General features: G+C 38.2%; 14 protein-coding genes and 2 rRNA genes. 6 read left to right on the top strand and 10 right to left on the bottom strand.

Going from position 1 to position 13508, the window contains the following annotated elements; genetic code table 11:
* Positions 1–49: 49 nt before the first annotated feature.
* The 6 genes from dnaJ to BUF13_RS17820 form a co-directional block, all read right to left on the bottom strand.
* Positions 50–1159 carry a molecular chaperone DnaJ gene (gene dnaJ, locus BUF13_RS17845; protein ID WP_073573191.1) on the bottom strand — a complete coding sequence of 370 codons (1110 nt, stop codon included), beginning with the start codon at positions 1157–1159 and terminating at the stop codon, positions 50–52.
* 2 nt (positions 1160–1161) lie between these two features.
* The gene (locus BUF13_RS17840) at positions 1162–1713 is read right to left on the bottom strand and encodes a nucleotide exchange factor GrpE (RefSeq protein WP_073573480.1); all 552 of its coding nucleotides are present in this window, start codon (positions 1711–1713) and stop codon (positions 1162–1164) included.
* Between the two features lie 77 nt (positions 1714–1790).
* Positions 1791–2786 (bottom strand): GTPase ObgE, encoded by a 996-nt coding sequence (gene obgE, locus BUF13_RS17835; RefSeq protein WP_073573190.1) that lies wholly within the window; start codon positions 2784–2786, stop codon positions 1791–1793.
* A gap of 77 nt (positions 2787–2863) precedes the next feature.
* Positions 2864–3436 carry an adenylate kinase gene (locus BUF13_RS17830; RefSeq protein ID WP_073573189.1) on the bottom strand — a complete coding sequence of 191 codons (573 nt, stop codon included), beginning with the start codon at positions 3434–3436 and terminating at the stop codon, positions 2864–2866.
* Between the two features lie 22 nt (positions 3437–3458).
* Positions 3459–3992, bottom strand: coding sequence for a hypoxanthine phosphoribosyltransferase (hpt, locus tag BUF13_RS17825; protein WP_083586517.1), 534 nt, complete (start codon positions 3990–3992; stop codon positions 3459–3461).
* Position 3993: 1 nt separating this feature from the next.
* Positions 3994–4902 (bottom strand): M20/M25/M40 family metallo-hydrolase, encoded by a 909-nt coding sequence (locus tag BUF13_RS17820; RefSeq protein WP_073573188.1) that lies wholly within the window; start codon positions 4900–4902, stop codon positions 3994–3996.
* 171 nt (positions 4903–5073) lie between these two features.
* Here BUF13_RS17820 and BUF13_RS17815 point away from each other — a divergent pair, with 171 nt between their 5' ends.
* The 4 genes from BUF13_RS17815 (at position 5074) to BUF13_RS17800 (ending at position 9438) form a co-directional block, all read left to right on the top strand.
* A complete protein-coding gene (locus BUF13_RS17815; protein WP_073573187.1) occupies positions 5074–6360 on the top strand; it encodes an OmpA family protein in 1287 nt (428 codons plus the stop codon).
* A 125-nt stretch (positions 6361–6485) separates the two neighbouring features.
* Complete coding sequence (locus BUF13_RS17810) at positions 6486–7778, top strand: OmpA family protein (protein WP_073573186.1); 1293 nt, start codon at positions 6486–6488, stop codon at positions 7776–7778.
* 67 nt (positions 7779–7845) lie between these two features.
* On the top strand, positions 7846–8490 hold the full coding sequence (upp, locus tag BUF13_RS17805; RefSeq protein WP_073573185.1) for a uracil phosphoribosyltransferase: 645 nt from the start codon (positions 7846–7848) through the stop codon (positions 8488–8490).
* A gap of 3 nt (positions 8491–8493) precedes the next feature.
* Positions 8494–9438, top strand: coding sequence for a calcium/sodium antiporter (locus tag BUF13_RS17800; RefSeq protein WP_073573184.1), 945 nt, complete (start codon positions 8494–8496; stop codon positions 9436–9438).
* Positions 9439–9881: 443 nt separating this feature from the next.
* On the opposite strand, the gene sdaAA is transcribed toward BUF13_RS17800, so the two are convergent.
* Both sdaAA and BUF13_RS17785 read right to left on the bottom strand, forming a co-directional pair.
* Positions 9882–10790, bottom strand: coding sequence for an L-serine ammonia-lyase, iron-sulfur-dependent, subunit alpha (gene sdaAA / locus BUF13_RS17790; RefSeq protein WP_073573182.1), 909 nt, complete (start codon positions 10788–10790; stop codon positions 9882–9884).
* Positions 10791–10830: 40 nt separating this feature from the next.
* The gene (locus tag BUF13_RS17785; protein ID WP_073573181.1) at positions 10831–11235 is read right to left on the bottom strand and encodes an OsmC family protein; all 405 of its coding nucleotides are present in this window, start codon (positions 11233–11235) and stop codon (positions 10831–10833) included.
* A 71-nt stretch (positions 11236–11306) separates the two neighbouring features.
* Here BUF13_RS17785 and BUF13_RS17780 point away from each other — a divergent pair, with 71 nt between their 5' ends.
* Positions 11307–12035, top strand: a complete 729-nt coding sequence (locus tag BUF13_RS17780) for a hypothetical protein (RefSeq protein WP_073573180.1) — start codon at positions 11307–11309, stop codon at positions 12033–12035.
* A gap of 55 nt (positions 12036–12090) precedes the next feature.
* Positions 12091–12969 carry a lipoyl synthase gene (gene lipA, locus BUF13_RS17775; RefSeq protein WP_073573179.1) on the top strand — a complete coding sequence of 293 codons (879 nt, stop codon included), beginning with the start codon at positions 12091–12093 and terminating at the stop codon, positions 12967–12969.
* A 202-nt stretch (positions 12970–13171) separates the two neighbouring features.
* Here lipA and rrf read toward each other — a convergent pair.
* Both rrf and BUF13_RS17765 read right to left on the bottom strand, forming a co-directional pair.
* Positions 13172–13283 (bottom strand): 5S ribosomal RNA (rrf, locus tag BUF13_RS17770).
* Positions 13284–13399: 116 nt separating this feature from the next.
* Positions 13400–13508: ribosomal RNA gene (locus BUF13_RS17765) — 23S ribosomal RNA — on the bottom strand; the annotation flags it as partial.

Genomic DNA, 13508 nt, shown 5'->3' with positions numbered 1-13508 from the left:
GGTTTTAAAAATATAAAAAAAGCCAGAATTGCTTCTGGCTTTTTCATTTCTAAAAGAATTCTTTCATCTTATCGAAAAAGGATTTGTCTCCATTTCCCGGGTCCGGCTTGAAATTTTCTGAGCTTCTAAGATTTTCCAAAGCTTGCTTTTCTTCCTTGGACAATTGGGTTGGAGTCCAAACATTGACCATGATTAATTGATCCCCTTTTGAATATCCATTAATATCTTTGATCCCTTTTCCTTTCAATCTTAATACTTTTCCTGACTGAGTTCCAGGATCGATTTTAATCTTGACCTTTCCGTCAATAGTAGGTACTTCAATAGAAGCACCTAGAGCTGCATCTACGAAAGAAACATAAAGATCAAAAACCACATTGTTTCCATCTCTTTGTAGTACCTCGTCTTCAATCTCCTCAATTACTATCAACAAATCACCAGGAATTCCTCCTGGGATTTCATTTCCTTTTCCAGACATGCTTAGCTGCATACCTTCGGCAACTCCTCCTGGAATATTGATAGGAATAATTTCCTCTTTTACGATCAAGCCTTTAGCATCTGCTTCAGCAGGTTTTTTATCAACTATTTGGCCGCTTCCACCACAGACCCCACAGGTACTGGCAGAAACCATTTGGCCAAGCATGGTATTCACCACCTTTTTGATCTGACCGCTTCCATTACAAGTTGAGCAAGACTTGAAAGTTACCCCTGGAGCAATGATATGTCTTTTTACTTTAATCTTCTTTTCTACACCATTGGCTATTTCCTGAAGATTAAGCTTCAACTTAACTCGAAGGTTGGTTCCTTTTTTAGTACGACGACCTCCACCTCCTCCGCCACCGAAGAAAGAAGAGAATCCACCACCACCAAAAATATCGCCGAACTGGGAGAATATGTCATCCATATTCATTCCTGCTCCGCCAAAGCCACCATTTCCGCCAAGGCCTTGATGCCCAAACTGGTCATATCGCTGACGTTTCTCTTGGTTACTCAAAACCTCATACGCCTCTGCAGCTTCTTTGAACTTATCTTCCGCTTCTGGATTGTCTGGATTTTTATCTGGATGGTACTGGATCGCTAGTTTTCTGTAAGCTTTCTTGATTTCGTCAGCAGACGCAGATTTGCTAACACCCAGTATTTCGTAGTAGTCTCTTTTTGCCATAATTATGCTCCTGTCACAACTTTGGCAAAGCGAACAACCTTATCTCCTAAGGTGTAACCTTTCTCTACCACATCAATTACTTTTCCTTTCATTTCTTCAGTTGGTGCCGGGATCTGTGTGATCGCCTCTTGCGTATCCGCATCAAATGGCTGCCCGATCAAATCTTGCATCGGTGTCAATCCCTTATTCTCAAGTACTTTCATGAACTTATGGAAAATCAACAAGTTACCTTCTCTGATTTTCTGAGCGTTTTCCTCATTTTCATTTGCTTTGATAGCTCTTTCAAAATCATCAACAACAGGGATCAAATCACTTAGTACCCCTTCTGATGCTGTTTTGATTAGATCCAAACGCTCCTTGGCATTTCTTTTTCTGAAATTTTCAAAATCAGAATACAGCCTTAAATATTTATCCTTCATTTCAGCAACATCCGCTTCCAACTTAGCCATTGGATTTTGCTCTGTAGCATTTTCTCCTGCATTGATATCTTGATCTACAGTTTGATCTGCTACTTCCTGTAGGTTTTCGTTCACTTCTTCTTCCTTATTTTTCATATTAATATTTTCAATAGCTGGCTTTCCCTTTCTCAACAATATTGTTGCCAGTGATCAGAAACTGACAAACTGACACCTCACCCTTCCTGAATAGCCTGCCAAATCATATCTTTTAATTTATCAAGGTTCTTTTGGGCTACGGATGAAATAAAAATTGACGGGATTCCTTTTGGCAATTCATGAGTCATCTCTGCCATTAATTCATCATCAAGCATATCTGATTTTGAAATTGCCAGTAACCTCTTTTTATCCAAAAGTTCAGGATTATATTTTTCCAATTCCCCCAACAAAATCTTGTATTGTTCCGCAATGCTTTCAGCATCCGCAGGAATTAAAAATAACAAGATGGAATTTCGCTCAATATGTCTCAAGAAACGGATACCAAGACCTTTCCCCTCTGCTGCTCCTTCTATAATTCCCGGGATATCCGCCATAACGAATGACTTATCATCACGATAGCCAACTACTCCCAGATTTGGAACCAATGTAGTAAAAGGATAATCTCCGATTTCCGGTTTTGCAGCTGAAATTGAAGACAAAAGAGTAGATTTTCCCGCGTTAGGGAATCCTACGAGACCGACATCCGCCAATAACTTCAATTCGAGAATGATCCATTCTTCGATTCCCTCTTCTCCAGGCTGAGCAAAATGAGGAGCTTGATTGGTAGCAGATTTAAAGTGATGATTTCCCAATCCTCCTCTTCCACCTTTGGTTAAAATCACCTCTTGACCATCCTCGGTGATTTCAAATCTTTTTTCTCCTGTTTCAGCATCCTTAGCCACAGTTCCTAGAGGAACATCAAGAATAATATCTTTCCCGTCAGCACCAGTCCTTCTTCCTCCTTCGCCACCTTTACCAGCTTCAGCAATCACATGCTTTTTATACTTCAAGTGAAGTAATGTCCAATGCTGGGCATTTCCTCTTAATATGATATGTCCACCTCGACCGCCGTCACCTCCGTCTGGACCACCTTTAGGAACATGCTTTTCTCTTCTAAAATGAAGAGAACCTGCACCTCCAGCACCTGATCGAGAACAGAACTTTACATAATCTATGAAATTGGAATCTGCCATGGGATATTTTTTAATAAAAAAGGCTAAGCATATAGCCTAGCCAAATTGAGTTTGCAAAATTAGCAAATTATGTCAAATCAGTAGCTATCAATCACCTTGCTGATTGAATCAAAGATGAAGTCAATTTCTCCTACTCCATTGATTTTTTGAAATTTACCCTGCTTTTCGTAATAACCAGCTACTGGTAATGTTTCATCTAGATAGACTTTGATCCTTGTATTGATTTTTTCATCATCCTGATCGTCAACTCTTCCAGAAGTTTTTCCTCTTTCCTTAATTCTTTCTCTAAGGATGTCTTCTTCAACATCTAAAGCTATCATCCCTGAAATTTCCATCCCATGCTTTTCCAACATGGCATCCAGTGCCTCAGCTTGAGCTGTAGTTCTAGGAAAACCATCAAAAATAAACCCTACCGCATCTTTAGTAGACTCAATTTTCTCTTCAACCATCCCGATTACAACCTCATCAGGAACCAATCGGCCTTCATTCATATACTTCTTTGCTAGGTTCCCGAGTTCAGTCCCTTCACCCAGATGTTTTCTAAACAAATCACCAGTAGACAAATGTGTCAAACCATATTTCTGAATCAATTTTTCACTTTGAGTGCCTTTTCCAGCACCTGGAGGGCCAAATAGTACTATATTATGCATCCTGAATTTTTTAATTTATAGATTACTTTAATTGGTAGATCTCTGGAAGTTCCCTTCCCAAACCGTCGTAATCAAGTCCATATCCTACGACAAATTTATTGGGAATTTCAAAACCCACATAATGAAGTTGATAATTAAAGCGAAATGCTTCGGGTTTATAGAGTAATGTCGCAATAGAAATCGACTTGGGTTTTTCATTTTCAAGACGATGAAGCAAATAATTCATACTAACGCCAGTATCTACTATATCCTCAACAATTAAGATATTTTTATCCTGAAGGTCCTTTGGCAAACCAATTACCTCCTTGACTATACCTGTACTCTCAGTACCAGAATAAGAAGATATCTTTAAAAATGTTGTTTGGACCGACACTCCTTTGATTTCACGACAAAGATCTGCCATAACTATAAAGGAGCCATTTAGGACACCCAAAACCAAAAGGTCCTGTCCTTTAAAGTCAATTGAAATTTGTTGCCCAATCGTTTTTAATCTATCCTTAATCTCAGATTCTTTTAAATAGATTTCAAAAGTTTTGTCCTTAAGTGTAACCAACATATTAAAGATGTTTCATTAGATATTGATGCATTTGAATCATCGAGTCCAAATCGGATAAAGCTACTTTTTCATTGGGAGTATGGACATTTTCTTCAGCTGCACCTACAAAGACCCAATCAATAGCATAAGGGGAAAACTGAACCTCCCTTCCATCACTACCTCCATAAGCTTCAACTTCAAGTTGAAATGGAATTCCGCTTTCTTTTGCCAAACCTACAACTTTGTCGATGAATTTTTTTCTAGGAATAAATTTGTCCCGAATTGAAATAACAACCCCCTCATTGGGAAAAACACCATCTGTCACCCAAGTAATATCAGAGATCAAGGCGTTTTTTATTGGATGTTTTTGTTGAATAAAAGACAACAAATAAGGCATACTACCTCCTCCATGCTCTTCATATGTAGAAAAAACTACCCAACCATGTTCCAAATTTTCACACACTTTAAGCGCAGAATAAACTCCAAGTCTATTGTCTAGGTATGCAGCTTGGATAAATTCGTCATCTATTCTTATATCTTGAGCAAATGCAAGCCTAGTTCCTCTTTCAATCGCTCTCCCAAAGTCATGTCTTAGATTATCCTCATCTCCCAAAATCCTGCAGGAAATTTGACCGAGACTATCTTGACCTTCCAATAAAGTGCCTTCTTGAATTTCCGGACCACCCACTGCAACCAACTGATTTTCATACCTTGACATAAAACCAATAGTATCGATATGTGCAAACACAGCTGTAGTTGGTGAGCCAAACTTCAACAATATACAGTCATGAAATTCATCACCAGCAAAAATTTCTGGTTGAAAACTCCAATTTTTTTTCTGTTTGTATATATATTGAAGGATAAATTTTGTTGTAAGCCCTTCATCACCGGAAACCCCGAACTGAACTAATAAATCACGTAATAATTTCATTTTGGCATCAATTATGTGAATATTTTATCGTTTATTGAAAAAAAGTCGACGATTGTTTTAAATGAAAAATTGGCATTTAAATATTTCGTCTAGATTTGCAGTAAATTAAAAGTTTATAAATTTGTAGTCACATCAATCAAACACTTAAAATTTGAACAAAAATTTTTTGTTATGAAAAAACTAATACTCTCAACACTTATGGCAGGGGCTTTGGCAATCGGAGCCAATGCTCAGGACTTCGACAAATGGTCCCTAGAAGTCAATGGTGGCTTTAACAAACCAATGGCCCCATTAAATGGATCGTTCCTATCACCTTCTCTTAATTTGGGACATGTGGACTTCGGAGTTCGCTATATGTTCAATGAGAAGTTTGGTTTGAAATTGGATTATGGATTTGGCTCAATGCACGAAGCAAGAGGAGCAGATTCTGAAAGCCTTGAATTCGACACAAAGTATAGCAGACTTGACCTTCAAGGTGTGGCTAACATGGGTCGTGTTTTCAACTTTGAATCTTTCACTAGATCATTTGGTCTATTGGTTCATGGTGGTGCAGGTATCGGAACTGTTAAGCCTCAAATGAATGCTATCAGTGGATTCGATGATCAAGTTTATACCTTTATTTTCGGTTTCACTCCTCAATTTAAAATCTCTAATAGTGTAGCTATCGTTGGTGATATCTCTACTATTTTGAACGGTCGCCAGACTGTAACTTGGGATGGTTCTGAAATGTTAAATCCAGATCTTACTAATGGTTTCTATGGTACTAATGGTACTTGGTGGACTGGTACTCTAGGTTTGCAATTCTACCTAGGTTCTAAGGAGGAGCATGCTGACTGGTATATCGCTGCTGACAAATATGCTACTAAAGAAGAATTGGCATCTCAAATCAACGGAATCAAAGATATGTTGAAGGATTCTGACGGTGACGGTGTTCCTGATTACCTAGACAAAGAACCTAACACCCCAGCTGGTGCTAGAGTTAACTCTGCAGGTATGACTCTAGATTCTGATGGTGATGGTACTCCTGATCATATGGATAATTGTCCATTCCTTCCAGGTCCTGCTTCTACAAATGGATGTCCAGTTGAAGAAGTTGTTGAGCAACTTGATTTCTTCAAGAAAGCTATCAATGACGGTTACGTAAACGTATACTACGCATTCGATTCTGCTAAGCCACTTGGATATTCTTCTAGCGCTGCATCTTATGTTGCAAACTTCATGAAGAAAAACCCTGGTGTTAGTGTAGAAATCAAAGGATATGCTGACGAATTAGGTCCAGAAGATTACAACATGAAATTATCTGAAAGAAGAGCTAAAGCAGTTTACGATCTATTGATCGCTTCAGGAATTGATGCTTCTAGACTTTCTTACAAAGGATATGGTGAAGATACTAGCGTTGACAAGTCTTCTGCAGATGCAAGACAAATGGCAAGAAGAGCTAGCTTCGAAGTAAAATAATACACGTTAAAATACGTTTTAAAACCTGGTCGATCTGGCCAGGTTTTTTTTTGCCCTATTGAAAAAAAATGAATTGCATTTATCTACATTTGCTCCATCATCCTAAAATAATCAATTCACTTTCAATGAGAAAACTATTTATCCTACTATCCCTAATCGGGATTTCGCAGGCTTCTTTTGCCCAAAAGGATTTTAACCAATGGTCTATAGAAGCAAATGCTGGATTTAATAAGGCCATGGCCCCACTATCTCCAGATTACTATTCCCCATCTCTGAACATTGGACATGTAGACTTAGGATTAAGATATATGATCAATGAATATTTTGGTTTCAAAGGAGATCTGGGTCTAGGAACATTTTCAGAAACAAAAAATAAAAGTCCTAAATTCACAACTCACTATGTCCGAATGGATCTCCAAGGAGTAGTCAACTTTGGAAAAATGCTAAGCTTCGATTCCTTTTCAAAAAGATTAGGTTTCTTGGGGCATTTAGGAGCAGGATTTGGCCGAATGAGTTTTGAAGATGCAATAATTAAAAATGGCCCTGATTACCATTACAACATTATATCTGGACTAACGGGGCAATTTAGACTTTCTGAAAAAATTTCACTCTCAGGTGATATTTCTATGATCACAAATGGAAGACAGACTTACACATTTGATGGTAACTATTACAATGCAGACATTCAACCTTCTGACCCAACGCAAAACCCAATGGTTCATGCGATGGGAAATTGGTGGACTGGAACATTAGGGCTAAGCTTCTACCTTGGCTCTAAAGACCAGCATGCAGATTGGTATCTAGCCTCAGAAAAGTATGCAACTAAAGAGGAGTTATCCAGCCAAATTAACGGCATAAAAGATATGTTGAAAGATTCCGATGGGGATGGGGTTCCAGATTATTTGGATAAAGAACCAAACACACCTAATGGAGCACGTGTTAATTCCACTGGAATAACTCTAGATTCAGATGGAGATGGCATAGCTGATCACCTAGATTCATGCCCTTTCTTACCAGGCCCAGCTAATACGAATGGATGTCCGGTCGAAGAAATCATTGAACAAGTTGACTATCTCAGAAAAGCCATTAATGATAACTATCTGAACATATACTTTGCATTTGATTCTTCAAAACCTCTAGATTACTCCATTTCTTCAATCCAATTTGTTTCCAATTTCCTTATAAAGAATCCAGGAGTACAACTCGAGGTAAAGGGATACGCAGATGAATTAGGACCAGAAGATTATAACATGAAATTATCTGAGAGAAGAGCAAAAGCTGTTTATGATCTTTTGATAGCCTCAGGAATTGATGTATCTAGGCTATCATATAAAGGGTTTGGAGAAGATACAAGTGTAGATAAAACTTCAGAGGGTGCGCGTCAAATGTCAAGAAGAACAAGCTTTGAGGTGAAATAACCCACAATCAAATTTTAAAAGATCAAACCCGACGATAATTCGTCGGGTTTTCTATTAAATTTGTTTCATGTTCATACTTTCTGATCAGCCGTCTATTGCAAATCAATTCATTGCAGAAATGAGAGATCCTGTGATCCAAAAAGATCGCATGAGATTTAGAATGAATTTGACAAGACTTGGCGAAATCATGGCCTATGAAGTCTCCAAATCTTTTCCCTTCGATTCAAAGGAAATAAAAACCACCTTAGGTACTGCAAAAAGTTTGATCCCTAGTGAACAGCCAGTTCTTATTTCAGTTTTAAGGGCTTCCCTACCTTTCTATCAAGGGTTTCTCAATTTTTTTGATCAAGCTGAAAATGGTTTTATAGGTGCTTTTCGTCAAGAAAAAGAAGGGGAAGATTTAACAATAAATCTAGGGTACTCTGCTACTCCTTCTCTGCAAGGTAAAACTATAATCATTGCAGACCCGATGCTAGCATCAGGGAAATCGATCCTATCTACAATAGACAAACTGAAAGAGCATGGCATACCTAAATTCATACATATCGTTGCGGCATTTGCGGCCCCCGAAGGGATCCAGCATATTGAATCAAATCTTAAATCACCTTTTAAAATCTGGACTGGAGTCCTTGACGAAAAGCTAAATGACCTGTACTATATCGTTCCAGGCCTTGGAGATGCGGGGGATTTAGCTTTCGGTACTAAACTATAATTTATGACAGCTTATTTATTACTGGCTCTAGGGCTTGTAATTTTATTATTTGGAGGAAAGATCTTGGTCGACGGAGCATCTGCCATCGCTCTAAAACTAGGGATGAGTAGTGGGTTGATTGGTCTTACCATTGTAGCCTTTGGCACCTCTGCTCCTGAGCTATTGGTAAGTGTCAGTGCTGCACTTAAAGGGAATAGCGATATTTCAATTGGAAACGTAATCGGTTCTAATATTGCCAATATTGGTCTTGTATTGGGTTTTAGTGGAGTCTTTTACCCTATTATGATCAAACGAACGCATTTGCGTTTTGATTACTTGATTACAATTCTAGTCTCACTTCTCTTTTTTGGATTAAGCTACAATGGAAATATTCAAGTATGGGAAGGCTTACTACTTTTTGGACTCTTTATCGTATTCAACCTTTATCTTTTCAAAAGTGTAAAAGGAGGCGTGAATGAGGATCCAGGCCATGAAGCTGAAGAGGAAATAGAACATGTTAAAGGCTATGGTTGGATTGCTTCTTTAGGTTTATTTGTAGGAGGAATTGTCGGTCTTTATTTTGGATCAAATCTCCTTGTTGAAAATGCCGTTTTAATCTCAAGAGAATTTGGAGTTTCAGAAAGGATTATAGGTGTAACTATCATCGCTATAGGAACCAGTTTGCCTGAGCTGATTACTTCAATTATGGCTGCTTTGGCTAAAGAAACAGATATGGCTTTGGGAAATATACTTGGAAGCAATATCATGAACATCCTATCAATCATTGGTTTAACTGCAATCATACAGCCTATTAATGTTTCCCCAGAATTTATTCAAAGTGATTTCATTTGGATGATAGGGTTTACCTTAATTTTATTCCCGCTGATGAAAACTAAAATGCAGATTTCTAGGTTGGAAGGAGTGATTTTATTACTTGGCTATTTTGCGTACTTGTTTTTCCTATTATGAGCGATTCTCTAATCACCTTTTTAGGAATTTATTTTCTAACATATTTCAAATTCATTGCTGGTCCTTTATTAGGTTCTGCAGCAGGTTATACAGTATATGAAACTATTTTAGTGACTGTTGCGGGCACCATGTCGAGTGTGTTTGTTTTTACCCTTTTGGGCAAAAAGTTTAAAGATTTTCTAAAACTTCGGTTTTCTAAAAAAAAACCAATATTCTCAAAAAAGAATAGAACCGTTGTAAAGCTCTGGAAAAAATATGGGGAAATCGGAATTGCACTGATTACCCCATTAGTACTTACCCCTATAGGAGGGACTTTAATATTGGTATCTTTTGGTACGAAAAAGAGAAGAATCTATTTCCATATGCTTTGGTCATCTACCCTTTGGGCTACTTTTTTTAGCCTTACTATTGACCAAATTCTTTCTATTCCTTTATTTCAGAATTTACTCGGGTGATTTCTCATCTGGTAAAATCTCAATATCCTGGATCAATACCCTTTTAGAAATTTCTTGCCCAGTGAGAGTTGCTGCTAATCCTCCCATTGCTGTTTCTTTGTATTTGCTTTCCATAGAAGCCCCAATCTCACCCATTGCTTCTACGCATTCATCTACTGGGATCACTGCATTCACACTAGCCAAAGCAATTTGAGCGGAACTAAAAGCTATACTTGCGGCACTAGCATTTCGAACTACACAAGGCACCTCTACCAATCCAGCGACAGGATCGCAAACTAATCCTAGCATACATTGGATAGTTATTGCGACTGCATTGAAAACTTGATCTATATCTCCTCCTAAGCAATAAACTATGGCACCTGAAGCCATTGCGGCAGCAGAACCAGTTTCTGCTTGACAACCACCAACAGCTCCAGCCAAACTTGCTTTTTGTTCAATAATCAATGCTATACCCGCACCTACTAATAAGCCTTTGACAATTTGTTCATCAGATAACCCATGAATTTCTTGAAGAGTCACCATCGTCCCAGGAAGAATCCCTGAGGCTCCAGCCGTAGGAGCAGCGACAACTCTACCCATACAACTATTCACCTCTTTGGCTGCTAAAGCTCTGGAAATTAACTTTTGAAATTCTGGAGACAACACGGTTAAATTATGGTTGAAAACTTTTTTAGCACCGTTATCAATCATTCCACTATGAGACTTCATATCCTGCTCCAATCCAGTCGTCACAGCATCCTTCATCACAGAGTAGGCCTTCAATAGTCCGTTGAGGATATCTTCTTCATTTGCCCCCTTCTGTTCACATTCATATTCAATGACAGATTTATCCAGAGAGACATTTTTTTTATCGCAATAGGACTTCCAATCTCTAAAGTTTTCAAATAAGTAACACATGTATATTTGGGTTTAAAGATTTATGATGTTACTATATCAATCAAAAATTGAAATTAATAGTTTGCTTAACCGAAGGATCCAAACTTAAAGCCACCGGACATGTTCTAGCTGCATTTTTCAATTTCTGAATCATAGCTGGATCTGAAACAGGATCCTCCCAATGAAAATCAATTACAATCTCTCCAATTTTCCGAGGATTAGAGTCCATTATTTTGGTCACTTCCCAATCAAGACCGTCTAAGGAAACATTATTTCTTTCAGCTACAATTCCCATAATAGTCACCATACAAGAACCAAGTGCCGAGGCTACTAAATCTGTTGGAGAAAAAGCCTCTCCCTTTCCATTATTATCTACAGGTGCATCAGATATAATAGTCTTACCTGATTGAATATGAGATGATGTGGTTCTTAAATTTCCTAAATACGAACTTTTTATCGTGGGCATAAACTCTTACTTTTAATTTTCAGTTAAATACTTGTATTCAAAAATAGGTCAATATTTTCGACTCAAAGCCAATGAACAGTTTTAAAATTTTCTTTTTAGCTTGTTTTGCGATGATCGCATCAACGGCTTATGCCCAGAGGGAGGATGCAGGTAATTACGAATATGACAAGGAGTTTCTCTTTGGTTTAAACAAGAATACAAATGGCGGATTAATTGGAGGATTTGTATTCAAAGTAGGAACTCGTATAACCGATGATCAATTTTCATTTTTTGCAGTTGAGTTATCCAATGTAAAAAACCCAAAAGAAGTAAGATATAACACTGTTTTGGGGAACAGTTACATATTTGGAAAATCAAATTACCTCTATGCTATAAGACCTCAATATGGCCGCGAAGTGATTCTCTTCAAGAAGGCCCCAAACCAAGGAGTTCAAGTTTCCGCTCTAGCAGCAGTAGGTCCTTCAATTGGATTAATAGCTCCATATTATATTGAATATGCAATCAATCGCTTGGAATCCGTAAGAGAGCAATATGATCCGGAAGTCCATGGTGTCAGGTATAATATCTTGGGAACAGGCAGACTATTTGAAGGTATTGGCCAATCGCAACTAGCCATCGGTGCCAATTTGAAAGCGGCCATTAATTTTGAATTTGGGGTATTCAAAAGTAATGTCACTGGTCTGGAACTAGGATATATGATCGAGGGTTATTCCAAAGAAATCCCCCTAATTCCAACTGCCGAAAACAAGCAGCTCTTTCAATCCGCTTATTTTACATTCTATTATGGATTCAGGAAGTAAGGAAGATTGGGTTTTGATTCATTAAACCTTAATTTTGCCTTCAAATTACATCGATATGATTGAATTGCCGGTAATATCAGAAGAAGCTACTCGAAGAAAGAAACCAGATTGGTTGAGAGTAAAGCTTCCTGTCGGAAAAGAATATGCTAAAGTCAGAAAACTAGTAGATCAACATAAACTCCATACTATTTGTGAAAGTGGAAACTGCCCAAATATGGGTGAATGTTGGGGTGCTGGTACAGCGACTTTCATGATACTTGGAAATGTATGTACTAGATCATGCTCTTTTTGTGCTGTAGCAACAGGACGTCCACCAGAATATGATGAAGACGAACCAAGAAGAGTAGCTGAAGCTATCCAATTGATGGGAGTAAAGCATGCTGTTCTTACCTCAGTTAACAGAGATGAGCTAAAGGATAAAGGTGCTGAAATCTGGTACCAAACAGTAGTTAAAACTAAGGAGCTTTCACCTTCTACTACGATCGAAACCCTAATTCCTGATGTGAAATCAAATTGGGATGCATTGTATAGAATGATTAGCGGTGGGCAGGAAGTAGTATCCCATAATATGGAAACTGTTGGTTCACTCTATAGAAGAGTAAGGCCGCAGGCCAAATATGACCGTTCTTTAGAACAAATCAAATTGACTAAAGAATATGGAAAAAGAACCAAGACTGGTATTATGCTAGGTCTAGGGGAAACAAAAGAAGAAGTCTATAAAGCTATGGATGATCTAGCTGCTAACGGTTGTGATATTCTTACACTTGGGCAATACCTTCAACCGACCAAAATGCACATAGAGGTTGCAGAATTTATCCATCCGGATCTATTTGATCATTACAGAGAAGAAGGCCTTAAGAGAGGCTTAAAATACGTTGAATCTGGTCCGTTAGTAAGATCTTCTTACCATGCAGAAAGACATGTAAACGTTTAATAGTACAAACGTTATATGAATTATAAGCTCAGAGAAATCTGAGCTTTTTTTATGCTATAGTAAAAAAATAGGATTTACCCAGTCCACCAAAACCATTTAGATCTTTTAAATAAGGGAAAATAGGACATTGAAACGGTCATGCAAAAGCATCAAAAAACCTTAAAAACACAAAAGCCTCAGCTGTTTAGCTGAGGCTTAAATAATGTGGCGGCGACCTACTCTCCCGGGTGTAACCCCAGTACCATCGGCGCAGCAGGGCTTAACTTCTCTGTTCGGGATGGGAAGAGGTGGGACCCCTGCGCTAGGCCGCCTAAATCTTGATACCTGTTCGGTATGTAATATTTTATTGTTCTTGGTACCCTGTACATCGTACCTGGTACTATCCCGATTCCTATCAGGATAACATATATCGTAGAAACTGTAACACAGCGTAAGTAAGCTTTCGGGCAATTAGTACTGCTCAGCTATGACATTACTGCCTTTACACCTGCAGCCTATCAACCTCATCGTCTCTGAGGGCCCTATATGGAAGTCTCATC

It is taken from the genome of Algoriphagus zhangzhouensis, assembly GCF_900148515.1.
GTDB lineage: Bacteria > Bacteroidota > Bacteroidia > Cytophagales > Cyclobacteriaceae > Algoriphagus > Algoriphagus zhangzhouensis.
This window is presented reverse-complemented; position numbering and strand designations above follow the sequence as displayed.